Annotated in this window: 24 protein-coding genes and 1 pseudogene; 21 read left to right on the plus strand and 4 right to left on the minus strand. The window is 60.8% G+C overall.

Annotated elements, in window-relative coordinates; translation table 11 throughout:
* Window positions 1-678 (plus strand): RHS repeat-associated core domain-containing protein (locus NCT05_RS36865; RefSeq protein WP_284507585.1); only part of this gene is annotated, 678 nt, incomplete at its 5' end.
* A gap of 11 nt (window positions 679-689) precedes the next feature.
* Window positions 690-1,148: a hypothetical protein gene (locus NCT05_RS28840; RefSeq protein WP_250457875.1), complete on the plus strand. Its 459-nt coding sequence runs from the start codon at window positions 690-692 to the stop codon at window positions 1,146-1,148.
* Between the two features lie 29 nt (window positions 1,149-1,177).
* On the opposite strand, the pseudogene NCT05_RS28845 reads toward NCT05_RS28840, so the two are convergent.
* Window positions 1,178-1,345 (minus strand): annotated as a pseudogene (locus tag NCT05_RS28845) (IS4 family transposase); the annotation flags it as partial.
* A gap of 537 nt (window positions 1,346-1,882) precedes the next feature.
* Here NCT05_RS28845 and NCT05_RS28850 point away from each other — a divergent pair.
* From NCT05_RS28850 to NCT05_RS28870, 5 genes are all read left to right on the plus strand, one after another.
* Window positions 1,883-2,173: a DUF6966 domain-containing protein gene (locus NCT05_RS28850; protein WP_250503765.1), complete on the plus strand. Its 291-nt coding sequence runs from the start codon at window positions 1,883-1,885 to the stop codon at window positions 2,171-2,173.
* A gap of 234 nt (window positions 2,174-2,407) precedes the next feature.
* Window positions 2,408-2,728 carry an RHS repeat-associated core domain-containing protein gene (locus tag NCT05_RS28855; RefSeq protein WP_250503766.1) on the plus strand — a complete coding sequence of 107 codons (321 nt, stop codon included), beginning with the start codon at window positions 2,408-2,410 and terminating at the stop codon, window positions 2,726-2,728.
* Window positions 2,694-3,116, plus strand: a complete 423-nt coding sequence (locus tag NCT05_RS28860; protein ID WP_250457868.1) for a hypothetical protein — start codon at window positions 2,694-2,696, stop codon at window positions 3,114-3,116. The genes NCT05_RS28855 and NCT05_RS28860 overlap by 35 nt, the downstream gene beginning before the upstream one ends.
* A 44-nt stretch (window positions 3,117-3,160) precedes the next feature.
* Window positions 3,161-3,745, plus strand: coding sequence for a hypothetical protein (locus tag NCT05_RS28865; protein WP_250503767.1), 585 nt, complete (start codon window positions 3,161-3,163; stop codon window positions 3,743-3,745).
* An 8-nt stretch (window positions 3,746-3,753) separates the two neighbouring features.
* Window positions 3,754-4,014: a PAAR domain-containing protein gene (locus NCT05_RS28870; protein ID WP_250457865.1), complete on the plus strand. Its 261-nt coding sequence runs from the start codon at window positions 3,754-3,756 to the stop codon at window positions 4,012-4,014.
* A 78-nt stretch (window positions 4,015-4,092) separates the two neighbouring features.
* Here NCT05_RS28870 and NCT05_RS28875 read toward each other — a convergent pair whose 3' ends face one another.
* The 3 genes from NCT05_RS28875 to NCT05_RS28885 all read right to left on the minus strand — a co-directional run bounded on the left by NCT05_RS28875 (window position 4,093) and on the right by NCT05_RS28885 (window position 6,380).
* Window positions 4,093-4,287, minus strand: coding sequence for a hypothetical protein (locus NCT05_RS28875; RefSeq protein ID WP_250503768.1), 195 nt, complete (start codon window positions 4,285-4,287; stop codon window positions 4,093-4,095).
* 18 nt (window positions 4,288-4,305) lie between these two features.
* Entirely contained in the window at window positions 4,306-4,491 is a 186-nt protein-coding gene (locus tag NCT05_RS28880; RefSeq protein ID WP_250503770.1) for a hypothetical protein, read from the minus strand.
* 815 nt (window positions 4,492-5,306) lie between these two features.
* On the minus strand, window positions 5,307-6,380 hold the full coding sequence (locus NCT05_RS28885; RefSeq protein ID WP_250503772.1) for a porin: 1,074 nt from the start codon (window positions 6,378-6,380) through the stop codon (window positions 5,307-5,309).
* A 426-nt stretch (window positions 6,381-6,806) separates the two neighbouring features.
* On the opposite strand from NCT05_RS28885, the gene NCT05_RS28890 reads away from it, so the two are divergent.
* From NCT05_RS28890 to NCT05_RS28955, 14 genes are read left to right on the plus strand one after another with little or no spacing between them, the layout of a single operon-like run.
* A complete protein-coding gene (locus NCT05_RS28890) occupies window positions 6,807-7,124 on the plus strand; it encodes a non-heme iron oxygenase ferredoxin subunit (RefSeq protein ID WP_008345991.1) in 318 nt (105 codons plus the stop codon).
* Between the two features lies 1 nt (window position 7,125).
* Window positions 7,126-7,434 (plus strand): recombinase-like helix-turn-helix domain-containing protein, encoded by a 309-nt coding sequence (locus NCT05_RS28895; protein ID WP_175980345.1) that lies wholly within the window; start codon window positions 7,126-7,128, stop codon window positions 7,432-7,434.
* Window positions 7,435-7,451: 17 nt separating this feature from the next.
* Window positions 7,452-8,510 (plus strand): aromatic ring-hydroxylating dioxygenase subunit alpha, encoded by a 1,059-nt coding sequence (locus NCT05_RS28900; RefSeq protein WP_250503773.1) that lies wholly within the window; start codon window positions 7,452-7,454, stop codon window positions 8,508-8,510.
* Window positions 8,503-9,255 (plus strand): SDR family oxidoreductase, encoded by a 753-nt coding sequence (locus NCT05_RS28905; protein WP_008345996.1) that lies wholly within the window; start codon window positions 8,503-8,505, stop codon window positions 9,253-9,255. The genes NCT05_RS28900 and NCT05_RS28905 overlap by 8 nt, the downstream gene beginning before the upstream one ends.
* Window positions 9,256-9,288: 33 nt before the next feature.
* Window positions 9,289-9,816, plus strand: a complete 528-nt coding sequence (locus tag NCT05_RS28910; RefSeq protein ID WP_008345999.1) for a cupin domain-containing protein — start codon at window positions 9,289-9,291, stop codon at window positions 9,814-9,816.
* Between the two features lie 7 nt (window positions 9,817-9,823).
* Window positions 9,824-10,684 (plus strand): alpha/beta fold hydrolase, encoded by an 861-nt coding sequence (locus tag NCT05_RS28915; RefSeq protein WP_250503774.1) that lies wholly within the window; start codon window positions 9,824-9,826, stop codon window positions 10,682-10,684.
* Window positions 10,681-11,541 (plus strand): IclR family transcriptional regulator, encoded by an 861-nt coding sequence (locus NCT05_RS28920; RefSeq protein ID WP_250503776.1) that lies wholly within the window; start codon window positions 10,681-10,683, stop codon window positions 11,539-11,541. The genes NCT05_RS28915 and NCT05_RS28920 overlap by 4 nt, the downstream gene beginning before the upstream one ends.
* Window positions 11,538-12,353, plus strand: coding sequence for an SDR family oxidoreductase (locus tag NCT05_RS28925; RefSeq protein WP_175980341.1), 816 nt, complete (start codon window positions 11,538-11,540; stop codon window positions 12,351-12,353). Before NCT05_RS28920 ends, NCT05_RS28925 begins: the two co-directional genes overlap by 4 nt.
* The gene (locus NCT05_RS28930; protein WP_008346007.1) at window positions 12,346-14,013 is read left to right on the plus strand and encodes a thiamine pyrophosphate-binding protein; all 1,668 of its coding nucleotides are present in this window, start codon (window positions 12,346-12,348) and stop codon (window positions 14,011-14,013) included. The genes NCT05_RS28925 and NCT05_RS28930 overlap by 8 nt, the downstream gene beginning before the upstream one ends.
* Complete coding sequence (locus NCT05_RS28935; protein WP_008346008.1) at window positions 14,006-14,830, plus strand: aspartate dehydrogenase; 825 nt, start codon at window positions 14,006-14,008, stop codon at window positions 14,828-14,830. The genes NCT05_RS28930 and NCT05_RS28935 overlap by 8 nt, the downstream gene beginning before the upstream one ends.
* A gap of 14 nt (window positions 14,831-14,844) precedes the next feature.
* On the plus strand, window positions 14,845-16,335 hold the full coding sequence (locus NCT05_RS28940; protein WP_250437496.1) for an aldehyde dehydrogenase: 1,491 nt from the start codon (window positions 14,845-14,847) through the stop codon (window positions 16,333-16,335).
* Between the two features lie 10 nt (window positions 16,336-16,345).
* A complete protein-coding gene (locus NCT05_RS28945) occupies window positions 16,346-17,311 on the plus strand; it encodes a VOC family protein (protein ID WP_008346011.1) in 966 nt (321 codons plus the stop codon).
* Window positions 17,304-18,521: an NAD(P)/FAD-dependent oxidoreductase gene (locus NCT05_RS28950; protein ID WP_250503778.1), complete on the plus strand. Its 1,218-nt coding sequence runs from the start codon at window positions 17,304-17,306 to the stop codon at window positions 18,519-18,521. Before NCT05_RS28945 ends, NCT05_RS28950 begins: the two co-directional genes overlap by 8 nt.
* 28 nt (window positions 18,522-18,549) lie before the next feature.
* Window positions 18,550-19,968 (plus strand): MFS transporter, encoded by a 1,419-nt coding sequence (locus NCT05_RS28955; protein ID WP_250503781.1) that lies wholly within the window; start codon window positions 18,550-18,552, stop codon window positions 19,966-19,968.
* Window positions 19,969-20,194 lie beyond the last annotated feature (226 nt).

Raw genomic sequence — 20,194 nt, forward strand, 5'->3', positions numbered from 1 at the left:
GTTCAGGTTCCGGCGAAGAGCCGTCATGCGACGCTGTTCTATCAGAATGACCACCTTGGCACGCCGCAGGAGTTGCTGGACGAGTCGGGTAAGGTTGTGTGGCTGGCGCGGTATAGGGCGTGGGGTGGAAGGAAACCAACGCCCCATGGCAAGACAGATCCGGCCGAAGCGGATAACGCGATTCGGTTCCAAGGCCAGTATGCGGACGACGAGACGGGACTGACGTACAATCGGCATCGGTACTATGATTCGAGTTCGGGCCGCTATATTACGCAAGACCCGATCGGCCTTGCGGGTGGCGTCAACCTGTATCAATACGCGCCGAACCCGATTCAGTGGATGGATCCGCTTGGGCTGACTCCATGTTGCCTCACATCTAGAGCAGCACGCCGCGAAGCGATGCGGCAAGCCGGTATCCCAACGAGCCAGCAGCCGATTAGTCAGTCGCGCAATGCTTCAGGATATGAATACCGGTACAACGTGCCACAGGCCGGTGGCGGAACAATAGAGGCAACGGTCCAACAACAAACGATGGACGTGAGCCATAAGGAAGATCCTCATTGGGAAGCAGGCAAAGTAAAGGTTGATCCGATTAGCGGCGAAACGCGGATGACTGATTATGATCGACCTAAAATAGCCAATCCGAAAGGAAAGGCTTATTACGGGAGCTGCCAATGAATGAGCGAGGTGTGAACCAATACAAGAAAGAGCTCCTTTACAGAAAGGCTAACGGGAAAAAGTTGCTCAATGAGTACCTTGGCAAGATAGCGTCTTTGTTCCCAACTGGAGATCGATCAGAGATAATTCCTTTGGAGGAAACGGATGCTGTATTGGATCGCTTCAAAGCGGCGTCCACTCAACTACACCAGAAGACTGAGCGGATATCCGGGAGCGGACTTCACGTCGAACTCTCAGCCATGAAAGATCATCATAGAGACATGTATGTCCTCATAGATGAAGACTGGAGGTACTGCGGGATATTACGGGTCAAAAGTACGGAAAGTCTCAATGTCGACTTTGAATTTGGCAACAAAATACTGAATGACATTGTGTTTATATGGGCTGATATGTCTGCTGCTATCAGCTTTGATTTCTTTGAGGTTTCAGGCAATCGCCTGATAGATGTGAAGAGGTGGGGTGTGAGATGAACAAAGGGCCGCTTCTGCGGTAATGCCGTTCAGTTAAGGTCTTTTCTTAGATAGCGAACGGTGTACCGTTTAGGGCGGGATTTGACGACCCGGTCGCATGTGCGTCCGGGTCGTTTTTCGTTGCGCATAGACTTGAGCCTTTCGCGCAGACGCTGAAGGCAGGCGGGTAATTTTGCAAACGCCGGCGTGAGGGCCGAGCAAGAACAACAGCTCGTGCGCGGCGTGCTCGGATCCGATTGGGTTGGCGGGGGGCTGAAAGTCTATCAATATGCGCCCAATCCGATTGAGTGGATTGATCCGCTTGGGCTTGCGAAGCGCTGTGCATTGAGCACAAAGAGACTCGGCAAAGCGACCGGGAGTTATTCGGCAGTGAAGCCGGGTCCTTTGCCCGATGATCTAGCCGCGACGTTTGCAGGAGGGCGATACAAAACCGTCACTTTGCCCAAAGACACCGTGCTGTATCGAGCAGGAACGGCGGAGCGACCGTTGGGGCAATTCTTTAGCCAAGAGGCACCTACTGGCGTGTTGCAAACTCGGATAGACAAAGCGGTGTTGCCTACGTGGCCTGGTGGGGGAACATCGCCGATTGATACGTCATTCGGGGTCAAGATTCCTGCGGGAACTCAAGTGTATGTTGGAGAGGTTGGTTCGCAAGGTGGTTTTTACGTAGGCGGTACGCAGTAGGTGGTTGTGCCAAAACCGTGGACTATCGAGGGAGTCGAGGTCACGCATTCATGCGTTCTCAAATGATGGATATTCGACAAATTGAGGCAGTGCTTTCTAAGATGCGCGACTTGCTACGCATCGGCGGACTGAGAGACTGGGCCGATGCGCTTGATAGTTGTGTACTGGACTTGCCTGTTGATCCTAGCGGTGTGCGAATGAGAATCGTCTCGATATATGGCGGAACGGGATCGCTGAATGATGTGGTTTTATACAGAAATGGGCAGCCTCTGATTCGCGAAAACAACGAGCTTGATGATTTACGAAGCGAATTGTATCGACTCTGTCATGCGGCACCATAACGCTGTCCCCCTCGAGTCTTGTTGTGGACTGCAAAGGGTCGCATACGCGGCCCTTTGTTCGTCTACTCGGGGTAATGATCAGCCGTCCGTGTTCAACGTTGACCTTTACGCGCTGCCCTGCCTGAAATCCTGCCTGCTCAATCCACCGTCCGGCGAGTTTGAGCCAGGGAACACGGCGGCTCGGGTCGTTGCCAGTACGGTTTGGTCGAGCGGTCCTCGCGCCGCGACTCTTGAATGGTCACGAATCGTTCCGTGACGTGTGGACGTGCTTTAAGATTGGCGTACAACCGGCATCGATACTATGAATCGGCCAGCGGGCGGTTCATCACGCAAGACCCGATCGGACTCGCGGGTGGAACCAACCTGTACGCTTATGCACCTTCGCCCGTTCAGTGGCTTGATCCGTTGGGGTTGAGTGGCACACTTGCAGGAAGGCTGCCCAATAAGGCCCAAAGTTTGCCGGGATCTCAACGACCAAATGCGGTCGCCGTGATTGTTTCCAAGGACGGTCGTATCGTAGTTGGACGAAAATCAAGGCGGTGTGACAAACCCTGAAGTGCAGGATGCGTTGAAAGATATTCCGCCGAACGAGTTCGATACTCAATGTGCCGAAGTAACTGCAATAAACGGACGAGGAGATCCAATTCCAGAAAGTCCTAATTCAGTGCCGTCTAGCGGCGACTTGAGCGAACTCGCTCGTCTAGTTGATAGCGTGATAGAGGTTGGAATTGTTGACCTCTACGATGCCCAAACTGACTTGCCGTTGAGGTTCTTGGACAAGGCAATGCAGACACTAGAGCGGAACGCGATTCCATTGCCGGCATTGGCTGACCAGACGAACGAAGGGGCCGCATACGCGGCCGCTTCGTGTTTTTACTCGGCGGTAGTAATCAGCCATTCGTTTAACATTGATTTTCATGCGCTGATCCGCTCAGACTGGTAGCATTCTCCCTTCGTGATTTTTGTCAGTAATTCCATTTGTCAAATATGTTGAAAAAAATCATTTTTCGCAGTTCTTTGGTGTTGATGCCTTTTATCAGCGTCGCTATTCACGCAAAAGAACTGGACTGGCTAGCGGACAACGAACTATGCACAGCAAGCGCTCCGGACAAGTTTTACAAGCCTAATGGCCATGCCGATCTCGTTAGATTGCAGAAAGAAGGTGCTATCGTTGGACAAGGTAAGGCTATCGCTGACGGCGAAAAGGTCGTCTTTGCTGTGAAACCGGGAATGACACTTTGGGGATTTCCCGTCAAGTCGGTTGTGCTGCTGCAGGACGCTTATCCTGCTGGCTCTAGTTTAGTTGTCGATCTCGCCGGCAGTATTGGTAAGGTAAAGACAAGTCTGGATCAGCAATTAGTTCAGTACAAGCAAGCTGGACCCTTTGCCAGTCGGTTTCATGAAGTATCGCAAGCAAACGTCACGGCCTATGTGCGTTCGATCAAGTACAACAATGGCTATCCTGATCAAGGCCTCGACGAGAAAATCGGGACGTTCCGAGTATTCCTCAGCGCACCACGCAACACAGATAGCCCACGCACATCGGTGTATTGCGCGGTCGAGCAAACCTAAGGAAAGGCATGACCTCAATTGCATGCGTAGGCGATGCGACCACGCACGGCGGGCGCATCATTACAGGTTCCGATACGATGGACATCAAGGGGCGCGGAATGGCCCGCATGGGTGACTTGGTGACGTGTCCCGAACACGGCACGAACCCGATCATTCAATGCTCGGACAGGTTGACCGACACGAACGGCAATGGCGTCGCACTCGACGGACATTTGACCGCGTGTGGCAGCCGTCTGATCGCTTACGAGGATCACGGCTCGGTGGGGTAAGGGAAATGGTCGAGCGTTGATGCGCGGCTCGACCTTCGCGACGAGCACCCATAAGGCCCGCCTGGCGCGGGCCGTTACTTATGCGCGCTCGACGTCCTCGCTCGCTTCGTCTTGCGCCTCGCCACCGCCCAACTCGCGCAACTCAACGACGCCTTCAGGTTCCGTCGCGTAGACTTCCGCCTCTCCCGGCGTGAGCGTCGAATCGTTCACCGTGTCACCGTCGACGATGACCCGAATATCCGAACTGCCCTGGTTCTCGATATGCACCTTCATTGCTTTGTCTCCTTGTGGTTAGCGTTGCTGCGGGTGAATGAGCCGATTGATCGAGGCCGCGCCGCCGCTTTCATGCTCAGGTAGCCGCACACCGCCGTGTCCGCGGGTATCGCTCACGGCGTTGTGATCGCCTTCGATGTAGACGAGCGTGCAGCCGTGGAAAAAAAGCGCGGCTAGCAGAGCTGCGGCGTAGCGGATGGACATAGCGGAGCGACGCTTTACGAGAGCGCTCCGAAAGCCTTCCACGTTCCGGCGTGCCTGCTGCGGTGCAGGTCCACCCGGCGACGGCTGTTCCGGCCGGGTTGCTATTGGTCATGGTGTCACCGATGACCCACGTTCCGGAGGTCGGCGGAGCCGTGCCTCGCAATACGCGCTGCCCGGGCAGCAGGTTCCCGCTGTCGAAGGACTGAAATGGCGCTACCGCTGTCGTACTGTCGATAGCGCAATTCCAAACGGCATAGCGGGCACACTGAAATCGTTGCCCGCGACATCAGCGAGTGCCACGGCCCCCGCTTGAAGATTGATAAGCCCAATCGGATATTGCGTGTCGCCTGGGTAGGTCCGCACGTTCCCCTTAATCGATAGCTTGCTGATGGTCACAGTTGCGGTCGTCGAGGAAGCGCCAACCGTGACCGCGCGCTCGTCGCTCGCGCCCGAGCTGTTGACGTTCAGAATGGCGTTACCGTCAACAACGATCGCTTGAACGGTGCATGCTGCCGCTGGCGCACACGCGACACAACCCGCAACTTCGCACTCTGTGATGGAAAGCAAGGTTGAGCGGGTCGGCTTCGCCTTCATCGGTTCGCGAGGAGATGCTCGATGTGCCCGTCGAAGCGTGCCGGGTTCGGGCCGCTGCGCGAGCCGCGCATCGCCGCCCAATCCAGAATCTGACGGACCGTACCATTTCCGTGGTAATGGTTAATTTTGCAAAGAAAGTAGGCGCCGCCCCGCACAGGGGCAGCGCCAATAGACCGACGCGAATACGGGATCCGGCGAAAACCAAAACCAAAACCAAAAAATCAAAACGAGTGATGAATCCCCGCCAGCACGATGACTTGATTCGCCGTACTCGACACCCCAGCGGTAAAGAAAGCCGCCTTCACCCCCCCAGTAGCACGCTCATAAAGCGCATTGACATAAAGCTGCGTCGACTTCGACAACATATAGATATCGCCGATTTCGAACTGCGTCCATCGTCCGCCCGCGAACGTCGTCGTCGCCGCGCCGCCCGCGATCCAGTTCCACGCGACCGGTTTAAAGGTCAACCCCGCATCGTATGACTGAAACGTATCGGACTGCCCGTTCGATTGCAGCTTCACGCGCGTATAAAGCGCATGCACGACGAACTTGCCGATCTCATACGACGCACCCGCGCCCATCTCCTCCTGCTTGTCCGCCATGTAAGTCGCCGCCGGCTGACCCTGAAACGTCGTCAGACCGGTCGTCGCGATCGCGGGCGTGCGATTGTGCTCGTTCGAATACGTGGCCGCCGCCTTGAACGGACCGTTCGCATACGTAATGCCGAAGCCGTAGTTGCGGCCCGTCGAGAAGTTCGTCGTGTTGCCGAGGCCCATCATCGCGCCCGCAGAGAAGCCATAGAAGTTCGCCGAGCGGAATTTCACCGAGTTGTCGTAGGGCACCACGCCCGTATCCGCCAATTGATCGATGTTGCCCGGATGAAACGCGTACCAGCTCGCCGCGAGATACGCGGTCGATAGCGGTCCGAGCATGTCGAAGCTGAACGGCGTCTGATGACCGAGCGTCAGCGTGCCGACGTTTTCCTGCTCGAGCCCGAGATACGCCTGCCTATTCCAAAGCGTGCCCGCCTTCGCGAAGTTGCCCGTGTTCGTGTAGAAGCCGTTCTCGAGTTGCGCGACGGTCTTGAGCCCGCCCCCCAAATCCTCGACCACGCGAAAGCCCCAGCGATCCGGCTGCATGTTGCCCTGCTCCTCCATCCACTTCGGATGGCCGCCGACGTTGTTGATATACGCGATGCCGGCATCGAGACTGCCATAGAGCGTGACCGTGCTTTGCGCGGCCGCGCCGGTCGCGACCCCGGCCCCGATGAGCCCCGCTGCGATGATGTGCTTCACCCTTCGTTCTCCTGATCGTGTGGTTCGAGCGCGGGCCTCGCCCGCTTTCCTGTTCCTGCTGATCGCAGTTGTTGCCCTTCCCCAGCAAGACGTCCCGCCACGCGTTTGCGTTCCATATATGGATCACCGTCCTGCCTATGGAAAGTATAGTGAGCTTTCCCGCGCCAAAAAAATAAATTTGTGATGAAGCCGGGTAGACCCTGAGACGACGCGGACACGGCGCATCTGCCGGGCAAAAGGGCTTACGGATCAATGACAAACGGGCGTTCTTACTTCATCCGCGAGCTTTGAACCGCGTCGACTTAAGTGTTTTCACCTAGATATCTACTTTTATATTTTTTCCGAGCCAGTCGACTCCTATAATCACCATACACGAACTGTTGTTCCTTTAGTGGAACACAGACGAACCAGAGGAAAGGGTGAAAGATGTCTGAACAATGGCGCTGCGCCGGGCATGCCGGCGATCTGTCGGAAGACGCACCAATCGAATTCAAGCTCGATGACGGCGCGGAAATCGGAATCTACAAAGTGGGCGACGCGCTATATGCGCTCGAGAACGTCTGCCCGCACGCATATGCGTTGCTGACGCAAGGCTTCGTCGATGGCGACACCGTCGAATGTCCGCTGCACGAAGCGGTGTTTCACATCCCCACGGGCAAATGCCTGAAAGAGCCCGGCGGCCGCGACCTGAAGACGTATTCGGTGCGCCTCGCCGGCGAGGAAATTCAGATCAAGGTGGCGTGACATGGAAAAAGTCGTGAACTTCAACCCGCATCTCAAGCCGTGGCTCGCGCCGCAGCCGAACAACGTCGCCGGCAAGGGCGTGATCGAAAAGCCGGGCGAGACTGAAAACTTCATCTGGCAGACGCGCAAGGCCGAGCCGACGCAATACGAAAACGACTTCGGCGATGCGCTCGAACGCGTCTTCGAAGCGGGCGCGCTGGAACTGGAACAGGTGGTCGCGGGCTTGAACAAGGACGGTTTCCGCACGCCGGAAGGCACCGCATGGACCGCCGACCGCCTCGCCGCCGAACTGCGCACGCTCGCCGAATAAAGAAGGAGCTTCTTCCCATGACCTCCCCTCACCAAACAGTCGCCGCCGATCCCGTTCAGGCCTATCTCGATCGCGGCTTGCGCAATTACTGGTATCCCGTGGCGCCGAGCTGGCAAGTGGCGAATGCGCCCATCGGCTTGACGCGACTCGGCGATCAGATCGTGCTCTGGCGCGACAACGAAGGCAAAGTGCATGCGCTCGAAGATCGCTGTCCGCATCGCGGTGCGCGTCTGTCGCTCGGCTGGAATCTCGGCGGCAGCGTCGCGTGCTGGTATCACGGCATCGAAGTCGATGGCAGCGGCACTGTGCAGAAAGTGCCCGCCGTGTCCGCGTGCCCGCTCGAAGGCCAGAAGTGCGTGAAGTCGTACCCCGTCGAAGAACGCGCGGGCGCGATCTTCCTCTGGTTCGGCGACGACGCCAACAAGGAACCCGCGCCGCTCGTGCTGCCCGAAGAACTCGTCGGCGAGGAATACGCGAGCTTCCTGTGCATGTCGCACTGGAAGTGCAATTACCAGTACGCGATCGACAACGTGATGGACCCGATGCACGGCGCGTATCTCCACGCGACATCGCATTCGATGGCCGAGGGCGACAAGCAGGCCGACATGCGCGTGCGCAAGACCGAAACTGGCTTGATGTTCGAGAAGGTCAATCAGCGCGACGTGAACTTCGACTGGGTGGAGCTCGGCGAAACCGGCTGCCTGTGGATGCGCCTCGCGATTCCGTACAAGAAGAAGTTCGGGCCCGGCGGCAACTTCGGGATCATCGGCTTTGCTACGCCCGTCGACAACGACAACTGCCAGGTCTACTTCTGGCGCACGCGCAAGGTCTCCGGATGGCAGCGCGATGCGTGGCGCTTCCTGTATCGCAATCGTCTCGAAGGACTGCACTGGGCCGTGCTCGAACAAGACCGCTATGTGCTCGAAAGCCTGGCGCCCAACGCACGCGATCACGAATTCCTCTATCAGCACGATGTCGGCATGACGCGCGTGCGTCGCATGTTGAAGCAGCGCGCGCAGCAACATCTCGCCGCGCTCGAAGCATTGCCGAAGAACACGGAGCACGCTCATGCGTGATGCGTCGAAAGCGCTCGACGGCCGTCGCGTGATCGTGACCGGCGGCGCTCGCGGACTCGGCGCGGCCTTCGTGCGCGCGCTCGTCGGGCAAGGCGCGCACGTCGCGTTCGGCGATGTGCTTAGCGAAGAAGGCGAAGCACTTGCGCGCGAACTGCGTGACGTGCACTTCTTCCCGCTCGATCTGAACGAACCGCGAAGCATCGCCGAATTCGTCGAACAAGGCACGAATGCGTTGGGCGGTCTCGATGCGCTCATCAACAACGCCGCGATCACCAACTCGGGCGGCAAGTCCGCCAGCGAGCTCACACCGCAAACATGGGATGCGGTGATGAACGTGAACGTGCGCGGCACTTGGCTGATGAGCGTCGCGTGCCTGCCGCATCTGAAGGATTCGGGACGCGGCGCGATCGTGAACATCGCATCCGATACGGCGCTGTGGGGCGCGCCGAAGCTGCTCGCATACGTCGCGAGCAAGGGCGCGGTGATCGCGATGACGCGCTCGCTCGCCCGCGAGTTCGGCGCGGACAACGTGACCGTCAACGCGATCGCGCCCGGCCTCACCGAAGTGGAAGCCACCGCATATGTGCCCGCCGAGCGTCACGAGTATTACCTCAAAGGCCGCGCATTGACGCGCGCGCAAGTCCCCGACGACGTGAACGGCCCCGTGCTGTTCCTGCTCTCGGATGCGGCGCGCTTCGTAACGGGCCAGTTGCTGCCGGTGAACGGCGGCTTCGTGATGAATTGATTCGCTCTATTTGATTGGAACCTGGAGAAAGCAATGGCCGATGCAGACATCGAACGCAAGTCGTGGGATCAGCCCGCCGAAGCGAGCTTCGCACAATGGATGGACACGCGCGTCGCGCGCCTCGAAACGCGCCGTTACGACTGGGACGCGCTCAAGTTCCAGGCCGACTACGACCCGAAGTATCGTCGCGCGCAGATGCGTTATGTCGGCACGGGCGGCACGGGTGTATCGAAGGACATGAACACGATTCCCGCAGGCAGCTTCACGTTTTCGACGATGGTCATTCCCGCCGGCAACATCGGGCCGAGTCATATTCATATCGACGTCGAAGAGATTTTTTTCGTGCTGCGCGGAAAGATGAAAGTCGTCTGCGAGAAGGACGGACAAACGTGGGAAGCCGTGCTCGGCGAGCGCGATCTCATTTCCGTGCCGCCGGGCGTGTATCGCACGGAGATCAACATCGGCGAGGAAGACGCGCTGATGTGCGTGATGCTCGGCGCGCCGAAACCCATCACGCCGACGTATCCGCCGGATTCGCCGCTGGCGAAGTTGAAGCGCTGAGGCTCGCATGAACATCCAGACGCTCGCGTGCTTTCCCGACACGCATATCGAAACCGCGCACGGCATCACGGGTTATCGCGAGGCAGGTGCGATGCATCGGCGCGCGCTGCCCGTCGTGCTGCTGCATGGGATCGGGTCGGGCGCGGCGTCGTGGGTCCGGCAGCTCGACGCGCTCGGTGCGAAGCGGCGTGTCATCGCATGGGACGCGCCGGGGTATGGCGAATCTAGTTGCATACGTAACGATTCGCCGCTTGCGCTCGATTACGGGCAAGCGTTGCGCGCGTGGCTCGATGCGCTCGATATCGATCGATGCGTGATCGTCGGCCATTCGCTCGGCGCGATCATCGCGGGATCATTCGCCGTGCATACGCCACAGCGCGTCGCGGGCCTGCTGCTGATATCGCCGGCTGCGGGTTATGGCGCTGCATCGAAGGAAGTGCGCGAATCGAAACGCGATGCACGTTTGAAGATGCTGAACGAACTCGGCCCGCAAGGACTCGCACGCGAGCGCAGCGCCAACATGCTTTCGCACTACGCCGACGATGAAGCGCGCGAATGTGTCCGCTGGAACATGGCGCGCATCGTCCCCGCAGGCTATGCGCAAGCGACGCATCTGCTTGCCAACGCCGATCTCGCAGCGGATATCGCGCGCTTTCACGGACGCATCGCGGTCGCCGTCGGCGCGGACGATGCGATCACGCCGCCCGACGCATGCGAGCGCATCGCGCAGGCCGCGCGGGTCAATCTGCAAGTGATGCCGCGTGCGGGCCATGCAGGCTACGTCGAATCACCCGCTGCATACACCGCATTGATCGATGCGTTTTGCGAAAGCATCGAATGCCACACGAAAGACGGAGTACCGCAATGACATCCCTCGCCACGGAAGAAGCCGACAAGGGCGAACCGACTTACATCGTGCCGGGACTCGAACGCGGATTGAAGATCCTCACCGAGTTCTCGCCGCGCGAACCGGTGCTTGGCGCGCCCGAATTGTCGCGACGCCTCGGCATTCCGCGCACGACGGTTTTCCGCCTGTTGCAGACGCTCGAATCGCTCGGCTTTCTGGAGCGCGCGGACAAGGACCGCAACTATCGGCTGGGCGTCGCCGTGCTGCGTCTCGGCTTCGAATATCTGAGCTCACTCGAACTCACCGATCTCGGCCTGCCGATCATCGAAGCATTGCGCGACGCGACCGGTCTCACGAGCCACATCCTCATTCGCGATGGCCGCGATGTCGTGTTCGTCGCGAAAGCGCAGAGTCACGCGCCTATCTTCAGTTCGGTGAAGGTGAACGTCGGCACGCGCCTTCCCGCCCATGCGACGACGCACGGCCACGTTCTGATGGGCGATCTTTCGCTCGATGAACTGCGCGCGCTCTATCCGGAAGCGCATCTCGAACGCTTCACGACGTCCACGCCCGAAACGGTCGAAGAGCTCTTCGAGCGCGTGAAGGAAGACGCCGAACGCGGCTACGCGACAAGCCAGTCGTCGTTCGAGCGCGGCATATCGGTCGTCACCGCGCCCGTTCGCAACGACACGGGACGCATCGTCGCCGTCATCACGACGACGATTCCGCGTCCCGAGATCGACGCAGCGTTGCTCGACAGCGGTCTCGTCGACAAGGTTCGCGAAGCCGCCGAGGCGCTCTCGATGCGTCTCAACTATCGCCCGGGCGCGCGTGCGTCCGCGTCGAACCGCTACATGAAATCTCTGGGGTTGCAATGATTCGAATCGATCTCTCGGACCAGGTCGCTGTCGTCACCGGCGGTTCGTCGGGCATCGGTCTCGCGACGGCGAAGTTGTTCTTGCAAGCGGGCGCATCGGTGGCCATTTGCGGGCGCGACAGCGAACGTCTGCAAGGCGCGCAGGCAACGCTCGCCGATGAATTCCCGCAAGCGCAACTGTTCGCCGCGCGTTGCGACGTGCTCGACGCGGACCAAGTGAACGCATTCGCATCGCAGGTAATGCAACGCTTCGGCCGCGTCGACATGCTCGTGAATAACGCGGGTCAGGGCCGCGTCTCCACATTCGCCGATACCACCGACGACGCCTGGCGCGACGAACTGGAACTGAAGTACTTCAGCATCATTCGTCCGACGCGCGCCTTCTTGCCGATGCTGAAAGATGCGCCTTCGCCCGCGATCGTCTGCGTGAACTCGCTGCTCGCGCTGCAACCGGAGCCGCATATGGTCGCGACTTCATCAGCGCGCGCGGGCGTGTTGAGTCTCGTGAAATCGCTTGCGACGGAACTCGCGCCGCAACGCATCCGCGTGAATTCGATTCTGATCGGCATCGTCGAATCGGGGCAATGGAAGCGTCGCTATCAGAACTATTTGAACGAGAACGCCGATAACCCCACGCGCCAAAGCTGGGAAGAATGGACCGGCGAGCTCGCGCGCAAGAAAAACATTCCGCTCGCCCGCTTCGGCTTGCCCGAAGAAGCGGCGCAGGCGCTCTTCTATCTCGCAACAACGCTGTCGTCGTACACGACCGGCAGCCATATCGATGTTTCCGGAGGCTTTGCTCGTCATGTCTGAAAAAACCACGGTCGGCGAACTGATCGCCGCGTTCCTCGAACAATGCGGCGTCCGCACGGCGTTCGGCGTGATCTCGATTCACAACATGCCGATCCTCGATGCGATCGGGCGTCGCGGCAACATCCGCTATGTCGGCGCGCGCGGCGAAGCGGGCGCCCTGAACATGGCCGACGGCCTCGCGCGCGTATCCGGCGAACTCGGCGTCGCGTTCACGTCGACGGGCACGGCTGCCGGCAACGCAGCGGGCGCGATGGTCGAAGCGCTGACCGCGGGCACGGCGTTGCTGCATATCACCGGGCAGATCGAAACCGAGTATCTCGATCAGGATCTCGCGTATATCCACGAAGCGCCCGATCAGTTGTCGATGCTGCAATCCATCTCCAAGGCGGCGTTTCGCGTACGCACCGTGGACACCGCGTTGCCGACGATTCGCGAAGCCGTGCGCGTCGCGCTCACTGCGCCTGCGGGCCCGGTGAGCGTCGAGATTCCCATCGACATTCAGGCCGCTGAAATCGAATGGCCCGCCGATCTCGCCGCGCCGCACGTCGGCATGCTCACGCACGACAGTCTGCGCGTGAAGCAGCTCGCCGATGCGCTCACGAACGCGAAGCGTCCGTTGCTATGGCTCGGCGGCGGCACGCGTCATGCGCGCGGCGCGGTCGAGCGCCTCGTGAAGCTCGGCTTCGGCGTGGTGACGAGCGTGCAAGGTCGCGGCGTGCTGCCGGAAGATCATCCGGCGACGCTCGGCGCATTCAACGTGCATCCGTCCGTCGAAGCGTTCTACAAGACCTGCGATGCGCTCGTCGTCGTCGGCTCGCGTCTGCGCGGCAACGAAACGCTGAAGTACAAGCTCGCGCTGCCGCAGCCGCTTTATCGCATCGACGCCGATGCGCTCGCCGATAACCGCGGCTATCGCAACGAACTCTTCGTGCATGGCGATGCATCGCGCGTGCTCGATGAACTCGCGACGCTGCTCGAAGGCCGCATCCGCATCGATGCCGCGTTCGCGAGCGATCTCGCGGCAGCGCGCGAAACGGCCGTCGCGGAAGTGTCGAAGGGACTTGGACCGTACAAGCGTCTCGTCGATTCGCTGCAACGCGCGGTGGGCCGCGATTACAACTGGGTCCGCGACGTGACGATTTCGAACAGCACGTGGGGCAATCGCCTGCTGAAGATTTTCAATCCGCGCGCGGGCGTGCATGCGCTCGGTGGCGGCATCGGGCAAGGCATGCAGATGGCGATCGGCGCCGCGCTTTCGGGCGCGGCGAAGAAGACTGTCGCGCTCGTCGGCGATGGCGGTCTGATGGTCAATGTCGGCGAGCTCGCAACCGCCGTGCAGGAAAAGGCCAACGTCATGATCGTGCTGATGAACGATCAATGCTACGGCGTGATCCGCAACATTCAGGACGCGAACTACGGCGGACGCCGCATGTTCGTCGATCTGCATCAGCCGGATTTCGCGCAGTTCTGCGCGAGTCTCGGCCTTGCGCATCGCCGCATCACGTCGCTCGATCAGGCCGATGACATCGTGCGCGAAGGGCTCGCGATCGATGGCCCGGTGCTGGTCGAAGTGGACATGCTGTCGGTCGGCTCGTTCGCGACCGCGTTCGCCGGGCCGCCCGTCAAGAAGGAAGAGCCGAAGGAGCCGGAATATGCGTGATCCCCTCCATGCACGGCAAGCGATCGACATCGCGATGATCGGCTTCGGCGCGATCGGTTCGGCGGTGTATCGCGCGCTCGACAACGATCCGCTCGTTCGCATCTCGCATGTGATCGTGCCGGAACGCGATCGCGACAACGTGCGCGCCGTGCTCGGCGATAACGTCGATGTCGTGTCGCACGTCGATGCGCTCGCCAGTCATCCGGAATTCGCGCTCGAATGCGCGGGACATGCGGCGCTCGTCGATCATGTCGTGCCGTTGCTGAAGTCGGGCACGGATTGCGCGGTCGCATCGATCGGCGCGCTGTCGGAAGCCGGCTTGCTCGATGCCCTCGCCAATGCCGCCAATGAAGGCGCGGCCACGATCACGCTGCTCTCGGGTGCGATCGGCGGCGTCGATGCGCTCGCCGCCGCGAAGGAAGGCGGCCTGGACGACGTGCAGTACACCGGCCGCAAGCCGCCGCTCGGCTGGCTCGGCACGCCTGCTGAAACGCTCTGCGATCTGAAGTCGCTGACTGAAGAAAAGGTCATCTTCGAAGGCACTGCACGCGATGCGGCGCGTCTCTATCCGAAGAACGCGAACGTCGCGGCGACCATTGCGTTAGCGGGACTCGGGCTCGATGGCACACGCGTGCGTCTCATCGCCGATCCGGCTGTCGAGCGCAACGTGCATCGCATCGTCGCACGCGGCGCGTTCGGCGAGATGTCGCTGGAAATGTGCGGCAAGCCGTTGCCGTCGAATCCGAAGACATCGGCGTTGACTGCATTCAGCGCGATCCGTGCGTTGCGCAATCGCGCCGCGCGTTGCGTCATCTAAGGAGCTTCAGAAAGATGAATCATCCCGACACTTCGCTCGTAGCGTCCGGCGATATCTATATCGGCGGCGAGTGGCGCAAAGGGCGCGGCAATCAGTACGCGAGCATCTATCCCGCCGATCAATCCGTCAACGCGGAGATCAGCACCGCCGATGCCGACGACGCGCGCGAAGCCGTCGAGATCGCGGATCGCGCTTACAGGCAGGCCGATTGGGCCGGACTGAAGCCGCATCAGCGTGCTGCGGTTCTGCATCGCATCGCGAATCTGATCGAAGCGCGTCATGAAGCGCTCGCGCAATTGCAGCGCCGCGACAACGGCAAGCCGATCAGCGAAACGCGCGCCCTGGTCACGAGCGCGGCCAACACGTTCCGCTACTTCGCAGCGTGCCTCGAAACGCTCGAAGAAGAACTCACGCCTTCACGCGGCGATTATCTGACGATGAGCGTGCACGAACCGCTCGGCGTCATCGCGGCAATCACGCCGTGGAATTCGCCGATCGCATCCGATGCGCAAAAGCTCGCGCCTGCGCTCGCGGCCGGCAACGCGGTCGTGCTGAAGCCCGCTGAAGTGACGCCGCTGGCATCGCTTGCGCTCGCGCGCATCTGCGAGGAAGCGGGCGTGCCGAAAGGCGTCGTGAGCGTGTTGCCCGGCAAGGGCTCGGTCATCGGCGATGCGCTCGTGCGTCATCCGCTCGTCAAGAAGGTCGCGTTCACGGGCGGCACCGAAGTCGGTCGCGGTATTGCGCGTCTTGCCGCGGAAAAGCTGATGCCGGTATCGCTCGAACTGGGCGGCAAGTCGCCGACCATCGTCTATGCCGATGCCGATCTCGATCACGCAGTGAACGGCGTGCTGTACGGCATCTTCAGTTCATCGGGCGAATCGTGCATCGCGGGATCGCGGCTCTTCGTCGAACGCAAGGTGTACGGCGAGTTCATGTCGCGTCTCGTCGATCGCGCACGCAGGCTGCGCGTCGGCGATCCCACGCGCGAAATCACGCAGATGGGTCCGCTCATCACATCGCAGCATCGCGAGAGCATCGAACGCTATGTCGCGCTCGGTCTCGAAGAAGGCGGCACGCTGTTATGCGGCGGCGAACGTCCGACGGGCGATGGCCGCGAGAAAGGCTTCTTCTATCTGCCGACGATCATCGAAGGTCTCGCGAACGATGCGCGCATGTGTCAGGAAGAAATCTTCGGCCCGGTGCTTGCCGCCCTGCCCTTCGACGACGAAGCCGCGTTGTTGCAACAAGCGAACGACAGCGTGTTCGGTCTCGCCGCCGGCATCTGGACGCGCGACTACAAGCGCGCATGGAACCTCGCGCGCGCGTTGAGCGCGGGCACGGTCTGGATCAACACGTACAAGCAGTTTTCGATTTCGACGCCTTTCGGCGGATGGAAAGACAGCGGCATGGGACGCGAGAAAGGCCGTCTCGGCCTGCGCGAATACATGCAGCAAAAGAGCCTGTACTGGGGCTTGAACGATGCCCCGCTGCCGTGGGCGAACTGAAGGAGCTGCCATGACGATCCTTGGCATTGAACGCATCACCTACGGCGTGACCGATCTCGACACCTGCCGGCGCTTTTTCGCGGACTGGGGATTGAAGGAAGTCGCGCACGATGAAGCGCGCGCGCGTTTCGAAACGCTCAACGGCTGCGAAGTGCTGCTTGCATTGGCCGACGATCCCGCGCTGCCGCCCGCATTCGAAGGCGGTCCGACGTTGCGCGAAGTGACGTGGTCCGTCGCGACGCGCGCCGAACTCGACGCATTGCGCGGACGCTTCGCGGGCCAGCCCGGTCACATCGAAACCGACGATGCGGTCGGTTGCATCGATCCGAACGGCATGGCGATTCGTGTGGAAGTGACGAAGAAGCGCGACATCGACGTGAAGGGCTCACTGTCGAACGTGTGGGGCAACGCGCAGCGCATCGATACGCCGAGCCCCGTCTATGAGCGCGCGGAACCCGTCGAAGTGGGACACGTCGTGTTCTTCACGAACTGCGTCGCGGAGCAGGAAAAGTTCTATCACGAGCTGCTCGGCTTCGAGACATCGGATCGCTATCCGGGACGCGGCGCGTTCATGCGTTGCGCGCCGCATGGCGGTCATCACGATTTGTTTCTCTTGCAACTACCCGATGGAAAACGCGGCCTGAATCACGTCGCGTTCACGGTGCGCGACATCCACGAAGTCTTCGGCGGCGGCCTGCATATCAGCCGCTGCGGATGGACCACGCAACTCGGACCGGGACGTCATCCGGTTTCGTCGGCGTACTTCTGGTACTTCAAGAATCCGGCGGGCGGTCTCATCGAGTATTACGCCGATGAAGACGTGCTCACGCCCGAATGGCAGCCGCGCGAGTTCGAGCCGGGTCCGACCGTGTTTGCGGAATGGGCCGTCGATGGAGGTCTCGACGGCAACACGCGCCGCCAGAAAGAGGCGAAGGCGCCCGAAGGCAAGTTCATGACGGAGCGGAAAAATGGCTGATCTTCAGACAGTCGTCGTGATCGGCGGCGGACAGGCGGCGGGCTGGATCGTGAAGACGTTGCGCAAGGAGGGCTTCGATGGCCGCGTCGTGATGATCGCCGACGAGATTCATCTTCCTTATGAGCGCCCGCCGTTGTCGAAGGCCGTACTCGCGGGCGAAGCGGATATCGAAACCGTGCGTCTCGTCGATCACGATGCATTCGCCGCGTTGAACGTCGAAGCGTGGCAGCCGGAACGCGCGACGTCGATCGATCGCGACGCGCGCATCGTGCGTACCGCGAGCGGACGCGAAGTGCAGTACGACCGGCTTGTCATCGCAACGGGCGGTGCGGCGCGCCGTCTGCCGGCATCGCTCGTGAAGACTTCGCATCTTGCCTATCTGCGCACGCTCGACGATGCGGTGCATATCGGCAAGCGTCTGCGCGAGAGTCATGCGAAGCGCCTGCTCGTGATCGGCGGCGGATGGATCGGCCTTGAAGTCGCGGCGACCGCGAAGAAGCTCGGCGTCGATGTGACCGTGATCGAAGGTGCGCCGCGTCTGTGCGGACGTTCGGTGCCCGCGAACGTGTCGGACTTTCTGCTGAAGTTGCATCGCGATAACGGTGTCGATGTGCGTTTGAATGCATCGGTCGTATCGCTCGAAGACTGCGAAGGCGGCGTGCGCGCTTCGATGGCCGATGGCACGTTCATCGACGCCGGCTTTGCCGTCGCGGGCATCGGTCTCGCGCCGCATACGGCGCTCGCGGAAAGCGCGGGCATCGAAGTGAACGACGGCATCGTCGTCGATGAATTCGGCGCGACCCACGATGCACATGTGTTCGCTTGCGGCGATGTCGCCAATCATCCGAATGCGTGGCTGAAGCGCCGCGTGCGTCTCGAATCGTGGGCGAACGCGCAGAACCAGGCGATCGCGACGGCCCGCGCCGTGCTCGGCGTTCGCACGCCGTATGCGGAGATTCCGTGGTTCTGGTCGGATCAGTACGACGTGAACCTGCAGATTCTCGGCGACATTCCGCCGGGCGCGACGCCTGTCGTGCGCGGCGATCTGGACGCGCGTCGTGCATCGCTCTTCTTCTTCGAAGGCGATGTATTGCGCGGCGTCATCGCGATCAACGCGACGCGCGATCTGAAGGTCGCGAAGAAATGGATGAGCCAGGGACGCGCGGTCGATATCGCGTCGCTCGCGGATACGGCGAAGGCACTCGCATAACACATTGACGGGAGCAGGCATGAGGAGCATGAGCAACACGGCCGTTGAGCACGGCGGCACGGCCACGACAGTCGCGGACGCGAGCGCGGCCGCTCACGCGGTCACGAAGGGATCGATCATCGCGCGCATCGAACGGCTGCCCGCCAATGCGATGCAGGTGCGCGCGCGGATTCTGATCGGCGCGGCGACGTTCTTCGATGGCTTCGATGTCATCGTCATCGCGGCGACCTTGCCGCTGCTCATCCAGCGTTGGGGGCTTACGCCGGGACAGGTCGGCTTTCTGATCGCGTCGGGATCGATCGGACAATTGATCGGCGCATTCCTGTTTCCTTCGCTTGCGGAACGCTTCGGGCGCGTGCGTTCGATCGCGTGGAGCTCGGGGATCATCGGACTGACGAGCATTGCATGCGGCTTCGCGCCTTCGTTCGCCGTGTTCGTCGCGTTGCGCATCGTGCAGGGGCTCGGACTCGGCGGCGAGTTGCCGGTAGCGGCGACGTACATCAACGAGATCACGCGCGCGCATGGACGCGGGCGCTTCGTGCTGCTGTATGAGATCGTGTTTCCGATCGGCCTGCTTGCATCGAATGCGCTCGGCGCGTGGATCGTTCCGCGATTCGGATGGGAAGCGATGTATTTCATCGGCGGCATTCCGCTCGTGCTGTTCTTCATGTTGCGCGCGCTGGTGCCGGAATCGCCGCGCTGGCTCGGTGAACGCGGCCGCATGGAGGAAGCGGGCGATGCGCTTTCCGCATTCGAAGCGACCGTCAAGCAGCCGTTGCCGCCGCTCGGCAATCTCGCCGAATTCGAAGCGATGGCGAATCGGCATCCGAAGCGGCGCCGTCTCGATCTGATCGGGCCGGCGTATCTGAAGCGCACGATCGCCGTCGCGCTGCTGTGGATGACGTGCGGCGTGCTGCAGTACGGTCTCTCGACGTGGTTGCCGACGATCTACAAGACGGTTTATCACGCGCCGCTGCAGCTTGCGCTGAATCTTGCGGTGGCGGCGTCGGTGCTGGGCGTGATCGGCTCGCTGACGTGCGCGCTGATCGTCGACAAGGTCGGGCGCAAGCCGGTCATCAACTGGTCGTTCGTGTTGTGCGCGGTGTCGCTGGTATGCGCGGGCGTGTTCGTCGCGCAGTCTGTGTATGTGGTTGCGACGTTCTGCGCGCTCGCGCTCGGCTTCATGGCTTGCGGGTTTATCACCGCTTATGTTTATACGCCGGAGTTATATCCGACGAGTATCCGCGCTTTCGGTTGTGGTCTCGGTGGCGCATGGCTCAAGATCGCGGCGATCTTCGCGCCGGCGCTCGTCGGCAAGACGCTGATGGGCGGGAACATGGACATCGCGTTCTATGCGCTCGCGGTCGTGCCGGTCGTCGCGGCGGCGGCGGTGCATTTCATGGGGATCGAGACGAAGGGGAAGGTGCTGGAGCAGTTGGAGGTTTGAGAGGATGGTTGCCCCGCTTTGCGCGGGGCTTTCTTTTTCCTGTTGAGCGGAGGCCAGAGGGGGCCTCGCTCGTTCGGAGGGTTTTCTGAGTTTTTTAGGTGGAACGTCCGGGGCGATCATGCTGCCGATTTAATCGCGGTTAGCGTCGCAAAGTATGCCTCGTCCGGCGTTTGATCCGCCAGGCTCGAGTGGGGGGCCGCTTTCGGTTGCACAGTTCGATGTATTC

This window comes from Caballeronia sp. AZ7_KS35, assembly GCF_023631045.1.
Taxonomy (GTDB): Bacteria; Pseudomonadota; Gammaproteobacteria; order Burkholderiales; family Burkholderiaceae; genus Caballeronia; species Caballeronia zhejiangensis.